The sequence below is a fragment of the Photobacterium rosenbergii genome, from assembly GCF_033022775.1.
In the GTDB taxonomy this organism is placed as follows: Bacteria; Pseudomonadota; Gammaproteobacteria; order Enterobacterales; family Vibrionaceae; genus Photobacterium; species Photobacterium rosenbergii_A.
This window is the reverse complement of sequence record NZ_JAWJZI010000003.1, coordinates 510,851-530,731: the sequence shown is the minus strand read 5'-3', so window position 1 is coordinate 530,731 and position 19,881 is coordinate 510,851. Positions and strand designations below refer to the sequence as shown.

Genomic DNA, 19,881 nt, shown 5'->3' with positions numbered 1-19,881 from the left:
CCTTCCCCCATTGCCCGGTCTCAATACCGGGCAATTATTTGTACCACTTTCTTATCTTCCCTTGCTGTCAGCTCAGGCAGCTTAATCGACAACTCCCCGCCTACATGGCTAAGTACCAGATCAAATAAGTGGAACAGGGTATCTGACGCTTCCAGTGAAAACTGGTAGAGGTGATGCTTGACCAACTCCTTGTCGTGAGCGTTTAAATCTATATTTTCATACTGGATGAACAGGTTATCGATGATGAGCGGCGGTACCGCAGGATCATCGGGTAAATGCAATTGTGCCATTCTACGCTTGAGGATCTGGGCGTGCAGGCTCAGCTCCCTTGCCATCACGTCACTGCCCATCTTGTAGTTCTCAATTGCGTAGCGAAAGCGGCTTAGGCTGTCGATAGCATTGAGCATCACAGGCCAGGTACCTTGGTACTGCTTGAACAGTTCGTCCTTTTCAGATGTGATGAGGCACTGGGTTAACGTATCATCAATAAGGTACAACACGTGGCGGATTGCTTTGCCATGGGTGGACTGGTTGCGCTGGACAGAATATTTGGGCCACTCATCCAAAATCGTGCTGAGCTGTTTGTCGAGAATGCGGTACATCGGCTTGTTGGCCGTTTCAGCTTGGTTGATCAGGCTATGGATCAAGGTCTTGATCGCTATGGATTCACTGAGGCTTTCTGTTCGCGGCGGAGCGCTTTTTAAGGCTAGGTGTGACTGGCGGCGGTGAAAACGCAGTAAGTGGATAAGTTGGCGCAGGCCGATAATTTGGTTAAAACGGCTTTGCAGTAAATCGCGTTGCTGGCGGGAGCGAATGATGACGGTGCCAAGCGCAATGCCGACTAGACAGAGGGTAAGAATAAAATAGAGCATGCAGCCTCCCTAAACACACGAGTCCGGTTCTGGTAAGCAAAGCTGCAAGCACTATTCCATGATGGTTCAAATGACAGAAATATTTAAGCCTTTATTATCAGCTGGTTATGCTGTGGTCTTTAGTGGGTTTATCAAATGGGGGCGATAATGGTGCGGCGGTGGTGCAGAGATGCTACATCATGGTGCATATGGTGGAGTGGAAAAGAGATAAGAAAGGCTTCCAGATGGAAGCCTTTATAAGACACGATTTAATCGTGAATTGGATGTAGGTGGACTTCTTCTTCTTTCTCACCCGCATGCGGGTCGTTGAAGCGGTCGATATCCATCTCACCTTCAGATTTCGCAACGATACAGGTTACACAGCTGTCACCCGTGATGTTAACTGCAGTACGGATCATATCTAGCAGACGGTCAACACCCATGATAATTGCGATACCTTCAACCGGTAGGCCAACCTGGTTCAATACCATTGCCAGCATGATTAGGCCCACACCTGGTACACCAGCGGTACCGATTGATGCCAGAGTTGCTGTGGCAATGACCATTAAGTAGTCACCCATGGTCAGGTCGATGTTGAATGCCTGAGCAATGAAGGCAGTCGCCACACCTTGCATGATCGCCGTACCATCCATGTTGATGGTTGCGCCTAGCGGTACAGTGAACGAAGCGATACGGTTCTTAACACCAAGACGCTTGGTTGCTGTTTCCATCGTTACTGGAATAGTCGCGTTGGAAGAAGCGGTTGAGAAGGCGAACATGATCGCATCTTCCATCTTCTTCAGGAACAGTTTCGGGCTCAAACCGGTGAAGATCTTGAACAGTGTACCGTATACCACGATACCGTGCAGCAGCAGGGTACAAGTCAGTACCAGGAAGTAACCGAACAGGTTGAAAATTGCATCAAGACCAAGGCCTGTGAACAGTTTTGCCATCAGGAAGAATACACCGAATGGGGCAATGTTCATCAGCAGGGCAACCAGCTTCATGATCACTTCGTTGAGATCAGCAAAGATCCCTGCAATACGCTCGCCCGGCTTACCCGCCGCACTGATGGCTATACCGAACAGGATAGCGAACACGATGATTTGCAGCGTGTTACCGTTAGCCATCGAGCTGATTGGGTTGGTCGGGAACATGTCGATAATGACCTGGCCCAGTGACGGCGCTTCCTTGGAAGCAAATGAGGTAGCAGCAGAAAGGTCTGCGCCTGCCCCTGGCTTGAACAGGTTACCCATGACCAACGCCAGTGAAATGGCAATGGCTGTAGTAGTCAGGTAAAACGCCAATGTTTTACCGCCTAGGCGACCCAGTGTGCTGATGTCTTTAAGCGTACTGGTACCACATACCAGCGAGACAAATACCAATGGCACAACTAGCATCTTCAAGCTTGCGATGAAAATTGCACCGCCAACCTCGAACAGGCCATTCACTATATATTCGTGGACAAAAGATGATTCAGCAAAAAGCGAACGAATAATGAATCCTGTCAAGATGCCCAGAACCATACCCAGAATAACGCGGCCGGTCAGGGACATTTTTTTCTTTTGTGCTTGCATGAATAAAACACTCCTTATAATTATTCACTCTGAAAATCTTTCACCAGAGCGCGGAGCAGGTTAACAGCACTTCACGTGTTAAAGCGAAGTAAAATGCCTTGAAATAATCAAAGATATGTTTCAGATCACACTTTTTTAGGCAGTACGATATTCCGAAAACATATTTATTAACTGAATTTTAACGCATTCGGCGGTCTTTGGCCGTTTTTTGTGCTGATAAATCGATTTGAGCGAAAATATGCTAAGGTTTCGCCGAGTTTACACTTGATTTTAAGCACTAGGAAAAGCCGCTGTTAACATTCAGTTTTGCAGGATTTCATGGGGTAGAATGCCTGTAAAGGATTAGGTGTGACGGGAAGGTTAAATTCGCTCTGGTAAAGCCATGTTTGTGGTGATTAATTCTAATCTTTTACCTTGATCTGGGTGGGATGTTTCGCAGGGTTGTATTGGAATATATATTTATCCCGAATGTGTTTTTCCGGTAAGTTTTTCTGGGCGTAGCAAACCAGCACTATCTGAACACAGATATGCTGGTTGCTAGACTTAACGTTTGATTTTAAAGCTTATACTGCCGCGGTGACGGTATCTTCCAACAGCATGTCGATACGTGAAACGTAATCGTGGTACTCGGCAGTATTGTCTTTGGCGTAATGGAAGTTACGGAAGTAACGCGTCATGGATGTAAAGTACTTACGTGCTTCGGCTTTATCAGCAAAATCATACTCAGTGCGGATGACTTTCACCACCTTGGCAAAGATAAACTGCTGGCGCTCGAAGCTACATGACGCATCGACCTCGTCGAAAGCATCTTGCTGCAGGTATACCATGTCAAGGAACAGCGCTTTCTGGTAAACCACATAGTCTTCCAGCGAGATACCTTCCTCACCGGTTACCTGCATCATCTGCCCGATACTGTCACCAGTCGATAGCAGTGCTTTCATTTCCTTAACCGTTGGCACCCATTCTGGACCAAGGTTTTCGGCATACCAGTCTTCAAGCTGGTCGAGGTAACGTGACCAGGAAATCAACGGGTCAATTGCCGGGTAGAAGCGCTTGTAGGCGCGGTCATACGACAGGCCAAGGAAGGTCTTAACGGTACCTAGGGTAGACTGGGTGACCGGCTCTTCAAAGTTACCACCGGCAGGGGAAACCGAACCGATCATCGTCAACGACCCATCAGTGCCGTTTTCGTTGTCAACGACACCACAGCGCTCGTAAACGCCTTTGATCGCCGAGTCCATGTAAGCAGGGAAACCTTCTTCTCCTGGGATCTCTTCCAGGCGGTTCGACGTTTCACGCATTGCCTGTGCCCAACGAGAGGTTGAGTCAGCCAACAGCAGGACGTTGTAGCCCATCTGGCGGTAGTATTCACCCAGCGTCAAGCCGGTATAAATAGAGGCCTCACGGGCAGCAACCGGCATGGATGAGGTATTGCAGATGATCACGGTACGGTCAATCAGGGTACCGCCGTGCTTAGGATCCGGCAGGTGAGGGAATTCTTCAATGGTTTCAACCACTTCACCAGCACGCTCGCCACAGGCAACCACGATAACAATGTCGGCATCACAGTAACGGGAGATACCGTGCTGCAGAACCGTTTTCCCTGAGCCGAATGGCCCCGGTACACAGCCAGTTCCGCCACGGGCAATCGGGAAGAAAGTATCAATGGTACGGGTGGTTGTAACCAGTGGCTCATTCGGGAATTTACGCTGGGTCTTGCCGCCGTTTTTGGTCAGGGTATTGGCGATAGACTGGCGGACCGGCCACTTCTGGACCATGGTCAGGTTGTGCTCTTTACCGTGGTTATCGGTAATGTGGGCTACCACGGTATCAATGGTAAAGCTGCCTTCCTGAATCCAGGTGACTTCGACTTCGCCTTTAATATAGAAGGGCACCATGATCTGGTGCGTAAAGCGACCTTCTTGTACGGTGCCCAGCGATTGGCCGGCACGGAGTTTGTCGCCTTTCTTGGCTACGGCAGTAAAGGCCCAGGTCTCTGCTTTATCCAGCGCATCAACCTGCACACCGCGTTTGAGGAACTTACCGTGGATCTGTGCCAGTCGCTCCAGCGGGTTTTGCAGGCCATCATAGATTTGGGCCAGGATACCAGGGCCCAGATCGACACTGAGCATTTCACCGGTTTGGATAATGCTGTCACCCACGGCAACACCACGGGTGTCTTCATACACCTGAATATCCGCAGAGTCGCCACGGACGCGCAGTACTTCGGCCATTAGCATTTCATCAAGGCCGTCCGTTTGCTTGCGGCTCGGCAATACATAGACCACTTCATTTTTTACCAGTTGGCCCTTTTCACCTTGGTTGAGGCGAATGGTCAGTGTGTCGCCAATGACAGCCGTAACGTGGGCTGTCGGCGTTTTATTGATTAATTCTGTGCTCATTGAACAACCTGTTTTCAAAATTAATGCGGTAGATCACTGGCAAACTCACCCAGTGCATTTTCTACCAGTTGGTCGAACCGCTCGATGGCTATCTCGCTGTTGTAAGTGGTCCAGCGGAATACCAAGTTCCAGCGCAAGAGATAAATTACGACAGCTTCGAAGCTAAAGCGCTCTTTGGTGCTGATGCGGTCAAGTTCATCCCAAACCGCTTCTAGTAAGGCTTTTTCGAGCTCGAGGCTCTGATCGTGTTCCATGTACCGGGCAACATCCGGCAACCATGGGAAAGAGAACTGCAAGTTAAAGTAGGGCACATTCCAATTGCGGCGGACAAACTCGTAGCGCGTACCGAAGCTCCAGCGAGGCCCTGACGGTGCTTTTTCCCCGGCTTTTTTGCGGCGCAGGGCAGCTACAACCGTTCGCATATCCAGACGCCAGTCAATCAGATCGCGGAGTACCTTGCTTTTGACTTCATTGCGGGCCCGCGTCGCGAACTTGATCAGTTCGGCATCATCGGCATCGTCCTTGGTGCGATCCCAGTGCATCAGCTGCTCAATCATATTGAGGTGCTTACGTTCATCAAAAGTGAGGGCACTCAAACGGCGTTCCAGCTGATAACGCGAAATCGGCGTGATTTTACTGTTAAACAGCGAGTCGATATGCGGCAGTGACGTCAACAAGCTATGATATGCTTTATCAGACATATACGTTCCTTGTTAAAGGAGAGGCAGGGCAAACCTGCCTCCTTTACTTACTTAACGATACCTTCCAACAACGCGCGGAAGCGTGGCTGGAGATGATTAAGCATCATCTGGGTGACGGTCTCATCCGACAGTGCCACTTCGATATCTTTATCTTTCAAGCGGAACACAACGGCATTCTTGTTATCTCCATTGACGTTGAAAGTGACCCCTTCGCGAAGCATTTCAGCGGCTTGCGCCACCGCGAAATGGATCAGCGTACCTTCCTTGAGTTCTTCAGGGTTGGCACTCAAATCGTTCACGCCTACCACGCGGGTCGGCAAGATAACTTCAACAGGCTCATCGGATTGGATAGCATTGCGGCCAGCGACTTCGAGGATCATCTGCTGCAGCAGTTTCTCGTCCGTTAACTGGGTACCGACAGTCGCCTGGATCTGCTTGGCAAATTCATCCTGCAAAAACGCTTTCAGCTCCAAAATGGCGTTGCGGTTAGCCATTTCAAACGCTTGCTTGCCTGCGGTTGAAATAAAGTCAGCTTCTTTGCGCGCATTACCCAGGATCAGGCCAGCTTTATCTCGGGCTTCGGCCACGATGGTAGAGGCTTCCTCACGCGCTTCAGCAATAATCTGATCCGCTGCTTCTTTACCGGCATCCACACCTTCTTGGCGAAGGGTGTCGACCAGTTGCTTGATCCCTGCCGAGACAGGCGTGGTATTTTGATTTTCTACTGGCATGGTCTTTTCCTTAAGCGCCGATGTTGGCACCCATTACTAGGGCAAATACGAACGCGAATACCGAGAAGCCTTCTACAATCGCTGCTGGAGCAATCGATAGGCCGAATACTTCAGGCTTGTTCTTAGAGGCATTGATAGCAGCCGATACTGCCTGGCCCTGGTAGATAGCAGAGAACAGCAGCGCCAGACCGGTCATCAGGCCAACACCGAATAGGCCGCCAGCAGTTTGTGCATCCACACCGATACCGGCAAGGGTAAACATGATGACGATACCGTAGATAACCTGAGAGGATGGCATGGCTGACAGGCCAATGTATTTACCGTAGCCAGATTCAACATCGAGCATGGCACCACAGGCTGCCTGACCGGCTACCGAACAGCCGATAGCTGAACCAATAGCACCCAGTGCAACAGGAGCGAACGCGCCCAACCAACCAAGTGCAATTACAAATTGTTCCATGTTTTAATCCTCTTTCTTCCGAAAAGCTTTGAATGGGTATCCTTCGTCGGATAGACCCCAGTTAACAAATTCAATAACGTTCAGGCGCATACCGTGAACCACGCCACTCATGACACAGAGTGCGAAGTTCAAAATATGGCCAAGCAATAAGATCAGGCCGCCAAACAGCACCCCAGAGACAGGCTGGGCTTCGACAACTTGGCCGGCTAGTGAGTTAAAGGTCATTGCCAGCGATGCACCTGACAGGCCAAGCGCAAACAAACGCATGTAGCTCAGGATGTCACCGAAGGCGCTGGTGATGTTGTAAATCGCCTTGGCGCCATCGAGTACCCGAAGTGCCATGTCCTTGCGGCTGTTGATTGGACGATCGCTGCTATATACACAGACCAGACCGGCACCGCCGAGCATCAAAAGGCCGCCAAGCCCTTTACCGAACCAACTCCAGACCGCGCCAGTCACACCGAACCATACCAACATGCCGCCAAACATCAGCGCCGCCCAGCCAAGTGGCGCGAACGCCCGCTTGTGGGTGCGGTTGATATAAGCCGTCATCACGTTGGCGATGATCAGGTGCATCACACCGATAAAGACCGAAAGCCGCATCATGGCGTTGTAATCGTTCATGTCGATGATGTGGAAGAAGTCCCAGAAGCTGCCTTCGCTTGGCGTGATACCAAAGTAGCTACCGGCTAACACCCCCCAGAAAATCCCCAGTCCAGACATGAACAAGCCCATGTTCTTCAGGCGTTTGCCTTCTTCGGAGGCATCGAACTTTTCACGGAAGAACAAGATGATCAGGCCGAGGATTGCACTGTACATGGCATCATTCATGATCATTGCGAAGAACAACGAGAATGAATAGAACACCAGGTTACCCGGGTCCCATGCTCGATAGTTAGGCGTTTGGAAGAAGCCCATGGCTTCAGCGCCGCCACCGGTTAGCTCGGAGTTTTCCAGCAGCGTCGGTGGCTGGTCATCATCTTTGGGATCTTCGAACAACACCGCAGAGCCATAGACATCAGCCAGTTCAATCACCGCGTCCTGGGCATCGGCAGGCATCCACCCCTGGATCAGGAAGAATTCGCCTTCGTCCTGAACGCCCGAAGAGGCAAGTAGCAGTTCGGCCTTGTCCTGGCTTGCCGCCAGTGACTGACTCAGCGGATATATCCAGCGAGTGAGGGCTTCACGTTCTGCGATGAGATCCTCAAGGTGCTGTTCGGCAATCTCGAGATACTCTTCTACTTTGGACAGGCTGCTGCCGCCAATGTGCGAACGATCGACCGGAAGCAACGCTGGATCGGGCTCGGACTCAGACACAATGACGACATAAGCATTTTTCTGATCGCGGTGAACTTCTTGCCAAGGAAGATCGATGTCGGCCATGGCAGACAGCTTTTTCAACGGCAGAAGATAAAACCAGAAACGCAAGTTGTTAATGGTGCTGATGTCAGGCAGTTCAAACTCCCCCCAAGGGCGCAGCAGTTGCAGGCGCTCTTTGAGCAAGTCACGTTTGTCCTGCTGCTGGCGGATATGGCGCTTGTTCTCGAGAATTTGGGCTACCAATTCATCGACATCCACCAAATCCTTGTCCTTGACCGGACGGCGTCTGCGCTCGACGCGGCTCAGCCAGGCAAGGGCCTCGCTGGCATCTGTCGGCTGCTGCATTGCAATCGCATGATTGGCGTCGGCATCATCCTGACTGAGAGGAATAAGATGCATACACCCCAATGCTTGCAACGCCATCAGGATCTCATCCCGGCGAGAGGCTTGGCCACCGAGTGTTAAGCGTTTTAACTGTTTGATACTCATGATTGGCCTCCCTGCGTTTTCTCTTGCTGAGCCAACACTTTTTGTTTCGATAGCTTGGCGTTCATTACCGCCGCGCGCTCTTGGTCTGACAGGTAGATACCGATCCGCTTGATACTTTCTTGGGTATCAGGGATCAGCACTTTCGAGAACAAGTTCACACGCTGGCTGGTGATCCGCGTGGCGTCGCTGATCAATTCGTAGCGCTGCTGGTAGACGGCCAGCTCTACACGCAAACGAACCATTTCCTTCAGCTGACGCACCACACTATCGACCCAGTGCGGACGGGCAAGATAACTGTATGGGGTCACTTCGACATCGATAGACTCGACGACCGGGACCCGGCAGCCAACAATATTCTGGGTGGCAAGCTTAACGTCAGTGACCTTGACTAGGTTGTTGACGTTGATTTCCTTGCACGCGAGCATCGGGATCGCTTCTTCAACCACGGCGCGTAAATCGGCGACGCGCTGTTTGGCTTGGTGCAAAGCTTTCTCGGCTTTCTTTCGCTCCAGCATTAATTGTTGACGCTTCAGTTCCAACGCAGGCAGGTAGCGGTTGTAAGTTTTTAAACTCCGCTTTTGCTTGTTTAGCGAGCTTTTGTTCAGTGCTACCTTTGCCATTGGTTAACCCTCTACTGCTTCTGTATCCAGATCCAACTGCTCTGGATAAGGCCAGTACATTTCCAGCAGGCTGTCTTTGATCAGGGTTTCTTCCGGATCAAAACACTCCGCGAGGATTTTCCAGCTGAAGTCCAGCGCATCTTCCAGGCTCATGTCGACATCCAGCGTCATGAAGTTGTCCTTGAAGTACTTGCCGAACTTCAGCGTCTTCTTGTCATACTCTGACAGTTCGAATGCCATGGCTTGTTTCTGCTGGGCTTCGACAGAGTCTGAGTAGAAGCGGATCATCACGCTCATGATGGCGCTGTGGTCTTCACGGGTTTCCTTGCCGACTACCATCTGCTTAAGACGGGACAGGGAGCCGAATGGGTCAAGCACACCATCATGAAGGTAGAACTGGCCTTCGGTGATATAACCGGTGTTATCCGGAACCGGGTGGGTCACGTCATTGCCTGGCATGGTGGTCACTGCCAGCAGGGTGACAGAGCCTGCCCCTTTGTAGTCACAGGCTTTTTCGTAGCGTTTGGCCAGCTGGGAGTAAAGATCGCCCATGTAACCTCGGTTGGCTGGGATCTTGTCCATTGATACGCCGATTTCCTTCATGGCGTCGGCATAAGAGGTCATGTCGGTCAGCAGCACCAACACCTTCTTGCTTTCGTCAACGGCGAAATGCTCGGCCACTGACAGTGCCATGTCCGGTGCAAGCAAACGTTCTACGGTAGGGTCCGAGGCTTGGTTGACGAACATGACGGTACGCGATGACACACCGGCTTCTTCAAATTGGGTTTTGAAAAAGTGGTAGTCATCATAGATAAGCCCCATGCCGGCGAAGACCACGACATCGGCTTCGGCCTGGATCGCGATACGGGCAAGGAATTTGTTGTACGGCTCACCGGCAACAGAGAAGATTGGGATTTTCTGTGATTCTACCAAGGTGTTGAAGACATCAATCATTGGTACGTTGGTTCGTACCATACGGGTTGCCAGTGTACGGCGAACCGGGTTGACCGAAGGGCCGTCGATTTCTACCTTGGGATCGGTTTCAAGCTCTGGGCCATGGTCAATGGGTTGGCCGGCGCCGTTGAAGATGCGACCTAAAATATTCGGTGAATAGGTGACCTGCATCGGTTGGTCGAGGAAGCACACGGCGGCATTGGTCGATAGACCTTTACAGCCGGCAAAAACCTGAAGGGAGACTTCTTCGTTGTCGATTTTGATGATCTGGGCAAGCGAGTAGTTTTCACCGTTTTGCTCAATCATCGCAAGATCGCCGTACTTGGCCTTTGCATTGCTAGAGGAGAGATTGGGTACTTCTACCCTGATCAAATCACCAACGATACTGAGTATGTTGGTGTAACGTAATAGACTCTGTGGCATCACAATACCTTGATAACTGCCTGGGGGATGAGTGTTTCAATGAGAGCCATGAATTTCTTGCGCTCATTTTTTGGCCCGCTTGTGAATTACCTGCCCATCCAAGGCAGGGAGAAAATCCAAAGCACAGTTACCTAGGTTAGGCTTATGTAGCTTATTTGGTACAAAACTGTTGTATCAATTGATGTCAAATTGTAACTAATGATTTCTGTCACATCGGGATATTCGAGTCTATCTATCGGATTAATCATGGGTGTTGGTGAGGGCGATATAGGTATGAAATTGAGAGGATTTTGTTTAAGATTTTGATTTTATTGGTTTATGTCTTTGTTGTGAATATCACTGTGAAAATACCCACCAGTAATTGTTTTTTCTTTTTGCGATCTACTTGGCAGTTTTCAAAACTGAAAAATTAGATATCACCAATATTTTGTCTTTTAACACATGTAAAAAAAGTTAATGGATTTTGCAGGGGGGAAAACCGTTGGTTGGTGTTTTTTTGGTCAAACAACGCTATCACTTTCCGAATCCACCCACTTCATGAAGACTTGGTATCCGGCAGAAAGAAAAGCTGCACCGGTAAACATGCCCAAGATACCACCAGACATCATGCCGCCAACTGCCCCAATTAGGCACGCAGTAATGGTTAAGACATAAAAAAACCAGCTCGATTGAGCTGGTTTAGTTTTTGCTGTCTGTTAAGACAGGCGGTTTACATGACGCGCATACCCGGCTTGGCACCTTCGTGTGGCTCAAGGATCCACAGATCTTCGCCACCCGGGCCAGCTGCCAGCACCATACCTTCAGACATGCCGAACTTCATCTTGCGCGGCTTCAGGTTTGCCACCATGACAGTGTGCTTACCGATCAGGTCTTCAGGGCTGTAAGCCGACTTGATACCCGCAAATACCTGGCGAGTTTCGCCGCCTAGGTCCAGCTCAAGCTTCAGTAGCTTGTTAGCCTTTGGTACAGATTCGCAAGACACGATCTTGGCAATACGCAAGTCAACCTTGGCAAAGTCATCGAATTCGATTTCGTCTGCGATAGGCTCTTTGCTTAGCTCAGTTTCAGTCTTGGCCGCTTCTGCTTTTTCTTTTGCTGCCATTTCAGCTGCCGCATCTTCTTTTGAAGATTCAACCATAGCTTCAATTTTCTTAGCATCGATACGGTTGAACAGCGCCTTGAACTTAGTCACTTCGTGGCCAGTTAGCGGCTGGGCAATACCATCCCAAGTCAACGTTTCGTTCAGGAAGCCTTCTGTGCGCTCAGCCAGCTGAGGCATAACAGGTTTCAGGTAAGTCATCAGTACGCGGAACAGGTTGATACCCACCGAGCAGATTTCCTGTAGTTCCTGATCTTTGCCTTCTTGCTTAGCCACAACCCAAGGGGCTTTTTCGTCAACATACTGGTTAGCTTTGTCAGCCAGTGCCGTGATTTCACGAATTGCACGGCTGAATTCACGGGTTTCGTATAGCTCTGCGATACGATCTGCAGCAGCAACGAACTCTGCGTATAGCTCAGGCTCGGCGAAGTTGTCAGACAGCTTGCCGTCGAAGCGCTTGGCGATGAAGCCTGCGTTACGCGATGCCAGGTTAACAATCTTGTTCACCACGTCGCTGTTAACGCGCTGGGTGAAATCTTCAAGGTTAAGATCCAGATCATCGATACGGCTGTTCAGCTTCGCTGCGTAGTAGTAGCGTAGGCATTCTGGGTCTAGGTGTTCCAGGTAAGTACCGGCCTTGATGAAGGTACCTTTAGACTTGGACATTTTGGCACCGTTTACGGTGACGTAGCCGTGAACGAAGACGTTGTTCGGCTTGCGGAAACCGGCGCCTTCTAGCATGGCAGGCCAGAATAGGCTGTGGAAGTAAACGATGTCTTTACCGATGAAGTGGTAAAGCTCGGTAGAGCTGTCTTTGTTCCAGAACTCGTCGAAGTTCAGGTCATCGCGCTTGTCACACAGGTTCTTGAATGAGCCCATGTAACCGATAGGTGCGTCCAGCCATACGTAGAAGTACTTGCCAGTTTCACCTGGGATTTCAAAACCAAAGTAAGGTGCGTCACGAGAGATGTCCCACTGCTGTAGGCCAGACTCGAACCACTCCTGCATCTTGTTGGCAGTTTCATCCTGAAGGGCACCAGACTTGGTCCACTCTTTGAGCATGCCTTCGAACTGAGGCAGGTCGAAGAAGAAGTGCTCAGAGTCCTTCATAACAGGTGTTGCGCCAGATACAGCAGATTTCGGGTTGATCAACTCTGTTGGGCTGTAGGTTTCACCACAGTTGTCACAGTTGTCGCCGTACTGATCTTCAGACTTACACTTAGGACAAGTACCTTTTACGAAACGGTCCGGCAGGAACATTTCTTTCTCAGGGTCAAACAGCTGAGAAATAGTACGGTTGGTGATGTAGCCGTTTTCTTTCAGCTGGGTGTAAACGTATGACGCCAGCTCGCGGTTCTCTTCAGAGTGCGTGCTGTGGTAGTTGTCGAAGCTAATATCGAAGCCAGCAAAGTCAGCCTGGTGCTCTTTGCTCACTTCGGCAATCATCTGCTCAGGTTCCATACCCATCTGCTGGGCCTTAAGCATGATTGGAGTACCGTGTGCATCGTCTGCACAGATGAAATGAACTTCGTTGCCGCGAAGGCGCTGATAGCGCACCCAGATATCCGCTTGTACATGCTCAAGCATGTGGCCCAAGTGGATAGAACCGTTAGCGTACGGTAGGGCGCAGGTCACCAGAATTTTTCTTGGATTTGCAGCCATAATGTCTTATTTCGCTCGTGATGGGTAATAAAAACGTAGCTGTAAATACTACCTGATGGATAGCACCTTGCCTAGGAGGATCTGCTGTAAATCACCGTAAAATGGGGCGCTAAATAAGCATCGGTGTTAGGATGTAGGTAAACAATAAATGTGGAGCGCTAAAAGATCATGAGCAATGACTCAATTACCCGTTTCGAAAGCGTGGCAGATATTTGCCGTTGGTTGAACCAGTTTGAGCACCCTTGGCTACACGAGGAGTGGGCCGAGACGACCAATGTGGTGTCGGTGTCGGCTGACGGTAAAATATCGGTGACGTTTCCTTTTGCCGCCAGCCAAGTTGCAGAGCTTTTGGAGCAGTGGATCATTACCCAGCAAAAACTCCATCATATTGCCAGTGACATTCATTTCGATATTTCCTGCCGTGTGGCACCGTTGGCCGCAGGTGACAAGCAGCCACTCAATGGCGTTAAGAACATTATTGTGGTGAGCTCGGCCAAAGGCGGGGTCGGCAAATCGACCACGTCAGTTAACCTTGCGTTGGGTTTGCAAGCCCAAGGGGCCAAAGTCGGCTTACTCGATGCCGATATCTACGGCCCATCAGTGCCTATGATGCTGGGTACAGTCGATGAGAAACCCCAGTCTCCGGATGGCAAGATGATGATGCCGATTGAGTCATGCGGCCTGTTCACCAACTCTGTCGGGTACTTGGTGCCTGCTGATAGTGCGACCATTTGGCGCGGTCCGATGGCCTCGAAAGCGCTATCCCAGATCATCGCTGAGACCTGGTGGCCAGAGCTGGATTATCTGGTTATCGATATGCCGCCGGGCACAGGTGATATCCAGTTGACACTGGCCCAGCAGATCCCAGTTACCGGCGCGGTCGTAGTGACCACACCGCAAGATCTGGCACTGGCTGATGCTATCAAAGGGGTCAGCATGTTCAATAAGGTCGATGTGCCTGTTTTGGGTGTGGTCGAGAACATGAGCTACCACATCTGTAGTAACTGTGGCCACCACGAGCCTATTTTTGGTACCGGCGGGGCTGAGCGCATGGCGCAGGAATATGCGGTTCCATTGCTTGCCCAGTTACCATTGCATATCAAAATTCGCGAAGATATCGACAACGGTAAGCCAACAGTTGCGGCATCCCCTGACTCTGAGCAGGCACAGGCTTACATCCAGTTGGCCGGCTCTGTGGCCAGCCGTCTATATTGGCAAGGCACGCCGGTGGTCGAGCAGATCACAATTCGTACAATGTAAACCATTGCTTCGCGCAAACTTGCAGAGTTTCTGAGCAAACGTGGCGGATGCCGCTTTTTTACTGGCATCTGCCCCTACATCTGCCTATAATCATGCGGTTTATTTATGCCTATTTGAGCCACTTCCCGACACAGTGAGTGATGGGACGTGGGCTTTTTGTTACGGTTTGTCCACTACGCCACGTTGTTTTACAGGTGCTTTCTGATATGTCTGAACACTCTCACCAATGCGTTATTATCGGTATTGCAGGTGCCTCTGCATCCGGTAAAAGTCTGATTGCCAGCACAGTTTATAAAGAGCTAAAAGAAAAAGTAGGCGATCATCAGATCGGTGTTATCACGGAAGATTGCTACTACAACGATCAAAGCCACCTAAGCATGGATGAAAGGGTAAAGACCAACTACGACCACCCAAATGCCTTGGATCACGACCTACTTTGTGACCATCTTGAGCAGTTGATCCGCGGTGAAGCGGTGGAAGTTCCTCAGTACAGCTACAGCGAGCATACGCGTATGACGGAAACCACCACGCTGACGCCGAAGAAGGTGATCATCCTGGAAGGTATCCTGCTGCTAACTGATCCTCGTCTGCGTGAAATCATGCACGCTAGCGTATTCATGGATACGCCGCTAGACATCTGTCTGCTTCGACGTCTTCAGCGTGATGTTGCTGAACGTGACCGTACGATGGAATCTGTTCTTGAGCAGTACCAGAAGACAGTACGCCCGATGTTCATGCAGTTCATCGAGCCATCTAAGCAGTACGCAGACATCATTGTTCCTCGTGGCGGTAAAAACCGTATTGCGATTGACGTACTGAAAGCACACATTGCCAAGTTGCTACGTGCTTAACGTCACCCCTGACCAATGAATATCGATAGGCAGCATTACGCTGCCTATTTTTTTACCTAGAAAAAACAAAGCGGTTGTATGTTGGGTATAGACTTCAATCACTTGAAGTCGTTGGGCTATATGCCACAATGGGATCAGATAACTTTGCGCTAGGCTCGATTGATGAGCATGGATGAAAGATGGGGATGTAATGAAAAAAATAATAATGGCTTTGGTTGCGATACTCGTTGTAGTCGTTATCGGTATCGCGGCCTTGGTGGCACTGGTTGATCCAAACCAGTTTAAACCGATGATTGCCGAGCAGGTAAAAAAAGCGACCGGGCGTGATTTGGTGATCGAAGGCGACATCAGCTGGCGTTTCTTCCCGAGTATCGGGTTTGATATCGGCAAAACAGAATTCCGCAACCCGCAGGGTTTTGCCGAGCCTAACCTCGCCCAGTTCGAGCAGGCAGAGCTATCCGTCTCTGTTACGCCACTGTTCTCCCAACAACTGGAAATCGGCAATGTCAGTTTGCTCGGTGGCCGGGTGTTTATCCAAACCCTCGAAAATGGTGTCAGCAACCTTGATGGCTTGTCAGGACAAGATAAAACAGGTTCTGCTGCAGATCAGTCAGTGGCCGAACCGTCACCTACAGAGACTGAACAACCCGTACCACAACCAGAGCAACAAGCCTGGCAGATCAGCTTGGCGGGCGTTGAAATCAACAATGCCAGTGCTCTGATCATTGACGATAAAGCCGGTAGCAAAACAGAAGTTGAGCGCCTTGACTTCTCCATCGACCAATTTGCCCCGGGTGAGTGGACGGCCGCGAAGTTCAATATTACCGGCAGCGCGGGTGAGCTCAGCTTCAGTGCCGAAGGTCAAACGGATCTGTTGATTGCCAAGACGCTGGATGGTGCTGAGCTTAAAGCATTGTCGTTTAAGGCTAGCGCTAAAGACTCGGTCAATGATATTCGCAATGCCACTATCTCGTTGGATAGCTTCAAACTGGGTGAGTGGTCAACGATTGAGTTTGCCATTGAAGGTCAGGTACCGGATTTGAGTTTCAACACCCAGGGATCGACCCAGCTGATGGTGGATGAAGCGGTTAAGGTCATTGATTTGAAAGCGGCCAAGGTAAATGTTGATGCTAAAGGTACCAGCCTGCCACGCCCCGAGATGAAAATTGGCCTAGAGGCGGATGCCAAATATCACCTGGAGAATGGATTGGCTGAGTTGCCTTCGTTAAAGGCGTCAGTCAATGAACTGGCAGTGGCGGGGAGTGCATCTTTCCAGTCAGCCGATATACCAGTGATCCGTTTTGATTTGTCTTCCGACCACATTGATGTTGACGCTTTCCTTGGTACAGGCAATGAGAGCGCCTCATCACAGCAAGGTGATGATTCGAATCAAGCTGGCACTGCCGGAGCGAATACAGGATCTGCGAGTGAAAAAGATAAAGAGCCTGATCTGAGCGTGCTAAAAACACTCGATCTGGCCGGTAAACTTGCTGTTGGCCAATTCAAAGCCGCTAATGCTCACATGAGTGATGTGACGCTGGCGATGACGGTGAAAAATGGCGTGTTTGATCTGAGCGGTCTTGATGCCAAGCTTTATCAAGGCACTATTCATGCCACTGCTAAAATCGATGCTAACGGGAAGCTGCCAACCTACCGTGTAACCAAGAAGATCAAGGGCGTACAAGTTCAACCTTTGCTGGTGGACGTAGCGCAAAATGATACTTTGGCCGGTAGCGGTGATATTACGGTTAATGTGTTGGGCACCGGACTCGCCGAAAAACGCATTCGCGAAAATATCGCCGGTACGGTGGATATCCGTTTTGCCGATGGCGCTATCTATGGTGTGAATATTCCAGAAATGATTCGCGAGGCCCGTGCAACCTTGAAAGGCCAAAAGGCGGAATACGTTAAAGAAGAGAAGAAGACGGATTTCTCTTCAATGTCTTCAACGATCAATTTGGGCAAAGGCATAGCCTCTACCAGTAACCTTGATATTGACTCGCCGTTGTTGCGCATTAACGGCAATGGCTCTACCAGTCTGGTCGATGAAACTATCGACTTTGCGGTCAATACCTCTGTTGTTGCTACCAGTAAAGGACAGGGCGGTAAAGATATTGATGAAGTGGCCGACCTGACTGTGCCTATTGACGTTAAAGGTCATTGGAGCGAGCCAGCGTTCTCACTCAATATTGCTCAGCTGCTGAAGCAGAACAATGAGCTTGAGCAGAAGGCGCAGCGCGAAGTGGAGCGCGGCCTCGAGAAGCTGCTGGGCGACAAAGCCCAAGACGAAGATATTAAAAAGGCGGCAGACAAGCTGCTCAAAGGGCTGTTTAACTGAATAACTCAGTCTAGCTGATGAAAAGGGCCACATAGTGTGGCCCTTGCTTGTTCTAGTGGGTTTGGTTGTGTGATATATCCCGGACTAAATTGAGCACTAACGTCCCCAGCAAAATGGCGGTAGCAATGGAAACCAGCCTCATCATTTGTGCCGAAAAGGAATCGCTCCCCGGGTTGCTGATTATCTGGTAGGTCAATACAGTGAAGTTGGTAAACAGTAGCTGGTAAATGGTTAAGTGTGTTTGCCGGCGTATTGCAAAAGCAGCCAACTGCAGACCACAAAACAGAGTCACCCCCAATACGACAAATGAAGGGACCCCCGCCGTGACTAATAACATGCAGGGAATAGTAAACAATATGCCGACAGTGGTCGTCACAAGCCTGTAGTAGCCAAAGGTTTGGTTGTCTCGGTATGAAGGGGGTTTGATCATGCTGCCGAACGTAATCGCAATAAGCAAAGACTGTGAGCTGTCTGCTGATATCAGTGCCATTAGCACGATAACCATCGCTGTCGCTTTGAAGGCGATCAGGCCAACATGCTTCTCTGCCCCCTCTAAACTCGCCTCGTCTGGAAGAATGTCTTTTTCATCGCCAGGAAAGAGCCAGAAACCGAGGTAGGTGGCCACTAAAGCCAGGATGAAACTGCTAAAAAGCAGCCAGGGCAAGCCGTTCAGCGGCAAGCCCATTTGCTTGCTCATTACCACCATGATCAGCACAACGATCAATACCAGGGTCGACACAATATCTTTTGGGTTATGGTGGCTGCGGTAGTAGCTCCAGAACAGTAATGACCAGCTGTACATGATGAAACCTGTCGGGGAATCCAGCAGCAGCCGGCCCAGGGTGACGACGCCAAAGCTGACAAAAACCAGTATCAACAATAATTTCAGCATCATGTTGAGCGGTGGCCTTGATGGCATCAGGGTTAAGAAAATCACCACAAAGATCGGCGCGATAAACGGCAGTGCGGCCCCTTGATATTGCAGGTAGAACAGCAGCAATATCGGGACAAAGACAAGGCGAATGACTGGATTTGCCGCACTATGAAACATAAGTCCACACACTCAAAATCCGCATCCACAGCGATGCCAACCACTGACCGACTGTGCTTTGCTCGGTGAAAAAGGCGACGGTTGCTTGTGAGCCATATCGAATATTCTTTGGCACATTGCCGCTTTCAAACACGACGTTGACAGGATAACGTTGTGCATTTAAAGAGGTGTTATCAGCAATAAGGAAGCCCGTCGACTGATCGATGTCGTTACTTCCGCCCGTGCCCCAGCCGATACTATCAACACGGCCTTCTAAAACCCGCCCCGGTAGGGCATCCAAGACGATTTTTGTTTTCTGGCCGACACGAATATGTTCCAGTGAATTTTCCCTGACTAATACTGAGATCCAGACACCTCTTGGATCGATAAACGTTAGCATCGGCGAGCCAACGGTTGCCTGCTGGCCGATGGTCAGTTGCAAGTTAGTCACGATGCCATCTGAGGGAGCGAGTACCTGGGTTTTTTGCAAGTCCAGTTGGGCTTTTTCCAAACTTGCAATCGCGGCAAGGATTTGCGGGTTGTCTTTTCCTTCCGGGCCAAGGTTGTGTTTGGCCTGCACTAGCGCCGCTTCAGCCGCGTCCAACGCAGCTTCAGCACGCTGCCGGGCCTCGGTGGCATTGTCCAAATCTGCTTTGCTCAGTACCCCCTTTGCAGCCAGCTCGGTGATTCTTGCTGCCTGCTCCCTCGCATTATTGCGGGCAGCGAGCGCATCGACGACGTTTGCCTGCGCGACTTCGACGGCTGCCGTGTTCGATCCGATATTTTGCCCCGCCATGGCTAGGTTGGCCTGGGCCGTGCGTAGGCCAATTTGGTAGTCCCTGGGATCAACCTTGAACAGTTCGTCACCGGCACGAACTACTTGGTTATCTTTGACATGCACTTCGATGATATTTCCCGAGACTTCGGGGGCGATTCTAACTAGGTAGGAGTGGACCCTGGCGACCCCTGTGATCGGGGTTACCCGATCGGCCCATAGGCTGTAGAGCCAGATGGTAAGAATGAGGCCGATGATGAAATAGCTTAGCTTTCTGGAGGACTTTTCCGCTTTGGACATGTTATTGACTCTTTTCCAATACCTGAGGTGGATGGTAG

The 19,881-nt window shown here is 50.3% G+C and carries 15 protein-coding genes and 1 pseudogene; 3 read left to right on the top strand and 13 right to left on the bottom strand.

Annotated elements, in window-relative coordinates; all coding sequences use genetic code 11:
* Positions 1 to 20: 20 nt before the first annotated feature.
* The 11 genes and pseudogenes from R2X38_RS10280 to metG form a co-directional block, all read right to left on the bottom strand.
* Positions 21 to 872: a hypothetical protein gene (locus tag R2X38_RS10280; protein WP_317522125.1), complete on the bottom strand. Its 852-nt coding sequence runs from the start codon at positions 870 to 872 to the stop codon at positions 21 to 23.
* A 248-nt stretch (positions 873 to 1,120) separates the two neighbouring features.
* Entirely contained in the window at positions 1,121 to 2,428 is a 1,308-nt protein-coding gene (locus tag R2X38_RS10275) for a dicarboxylate/amino acid:cation symporter (protein ID WP_317522124.1), read from the bottom strand.
* A 563-nt stretch (positions 2,429 to 2,991) separates the two neighbouring features.
* Positions 2,992 to 4,830, bottom strand: coding sequence for a V-type ATP synthase subunit A (locus tag R2X38_RS10270; RefSeq protein ID WP_317522123.1), 1,839 nt, complete (start codon positions 4,828 to 4,830; stop codon positions 2,992 to 2,994).
* A gap of 20 nt (positions 4,831 to 4,850) precedes the next feature.
* Positions 4,851 to 5,531: a DUF2764 family protein gene (locus R2X38_RS10265; RefSeq protein ID WP_317522122.1), complete on the bottom strand. Its 681-nt coding sequence runs from the start codon at positions 5,529 to 5,531 to the stop codon at positions 4,851 to 4,853.
* Between the two features lie 47 nt (positions 5,532 to 5,578).
* Entirely contained in the window at positions 5,579 to 6,262 is a 684-nt protein-coding gene (locus tag R2X38_RS10260) for a hypothetical protein (RefSeq protein ID WP_317522121.1), read from the bottom strand.
* Positions 6,263 to 6,272: 10 nt separating this feature from the next.
* A complete protein-coding gene (locus tag R2X38_RS10255) occupies positions 6,273 to 6,722 on the bottom strand; it encodes an ATP synthase subunit C (protein ID WP_317522120.1) in 450 nt (149 codons plus the stop codon).
* Positions 6,723 to 6,725: 3 nt separating this feature from the next.
* Positions 6,726 to 8,531, bottom strand: a complete 1,806-nt coding sequence (locus R2X38_RS10250) for a hypothetical protein (protein WP_317522119.1) — start codon at positions 8,529 to 8,531, stop codon at positions 6,726 to 6,728.
* On the bottom strand, positions 8,528 to 9,151 hold the full coding sequence (locus tag R2X38_RS10245; RefSeq protein ID WP_317522118.1) for a V-type ATP synthase subunit D: 624 nt from the start codon (positions 9,149 to 9,151) through the stop codon (positions 8,528 to 8,530). Before R2X38_RS10245 ends, R2X38_RS10250 begins: the two co-directional genes overlap by 4 nt.
* A gap of 3 nt (positions 9,152 to 9,154) precedes the next feature.
* Positions 9,155 to 10,528 carry a V-type ATP synthase subunit B gene (locus tag R2X38_RS10240; protein WP_317522117.1) on the bottom strand — a complete coding sequence of 458 codons (1,374 nt, stop codon included), beginning with the start codon at positions 10,526 to 10,528 and terminating at the stop codon, positions 9,155 to 9,157.
* Between the two features lie 500 nt (positions 10,529 to 11,028).
* A pseudogene (locus R2X38_RS10235) lies at positions 11,029 to 11,157 on the bottom strand (AI-2E family transporter); the annotation flags it as partial.
* Between the two features lie 80 nt (positions 11,158 to 11,237).
* A complete protein-coding gene (gene metG, locus R2X38_RS10230) occupies positions 11,238 to 13,289 on the bottom strand; it encodes a methionine--tRNA ligase (protein WP_317522116.1) in 2,052 nt (683 codons plus the stop codon).
* Positions 13,290 to 13,457: 168 nt separating this feature from the next.
* Between metG and apbC the strand changes: the two genes are divergently transcribed.
* The 3 genes from apbC to R2X38_RS10215 all read left to right on the top strand — a co-directional run bounded on the left by apbC (position 13,458) and on the right by R2X38_RS10215 (position 17,738).
* The gene (gene apbC / locus R2X38_RS10225; protein WP_317522115.1) at positions 13,458 to 14,549 is read left to right on the top strand and encodes an iron-sulfur cluster carrier protein ApbC; all 1,092 of its coding nucleotides are present in this window, start codon (positions 13,458 to 13,460) and stop codon (positions 14,547 to 14,549) included.
* A 206-nt stretch (positions 14,550 to 14,755) separates the two neighbouring features.
* Positions 14,756 to 15,400, top strand: a complete 645-nt coding sequence (udk, locus tag R2X38_RS10220) for a uridine kinase (RefSeq protein WP_107301439.1) — start codon at positions 14,756 to 14,758, stop codon at positions 15,398 to 15,400.
* Positions 15,401 to 15,590: 190 nt separating this feature from the next.
* Positions 15,591 to 17,738, top strand: a complete 2,148-nt coding sequence (locus R2X38_RS10215; RefSeq protein WP_317522114.1) for an AsmA family protein — start codon at positions 15,591 to 15,593, stop codon at positions 17,736 to 17,738.
* A gap of 52 nt (positions 17,739 to 17,790) precedes the next feature.
* Here R2X38_RS10215 and R2X38_RS10210 read toward each other — a convergent pair whose 3' ends face one another.
* Both R2X38_RS10210 and R2X38_RS10205 read right to left on the bottom strand, forming a co-directional pair.
* On the bottom strand, positions 17,791 to 18,789 hold the full coding sequence (locus R2X38_RS10210; protein WP_317522113.1) for a DUF2955 domain-containing protein: 999 nt from the start codon (positions 18,787 to 18,789) through the stop codon (positions 17,791 to 17,793).
* Positions 18,779 to 19,843, bottom strand: coding sequence for an HlyD family secretion protein (locus tag R2X38_RS10205; RefSeq protein WP_317522112.1), 1,065 nt, complete (start codon positions 19,841 to 19,843; stop codon positions 18,779 to 18,781). Before R2X38_RS10205 ends, R2X38_RS10210 begins: the two co-directional genes overlap by 11 nt.
* Between the last annotated feature and the right edge of the window lie 38 nt (positions 19,844 to 19,881).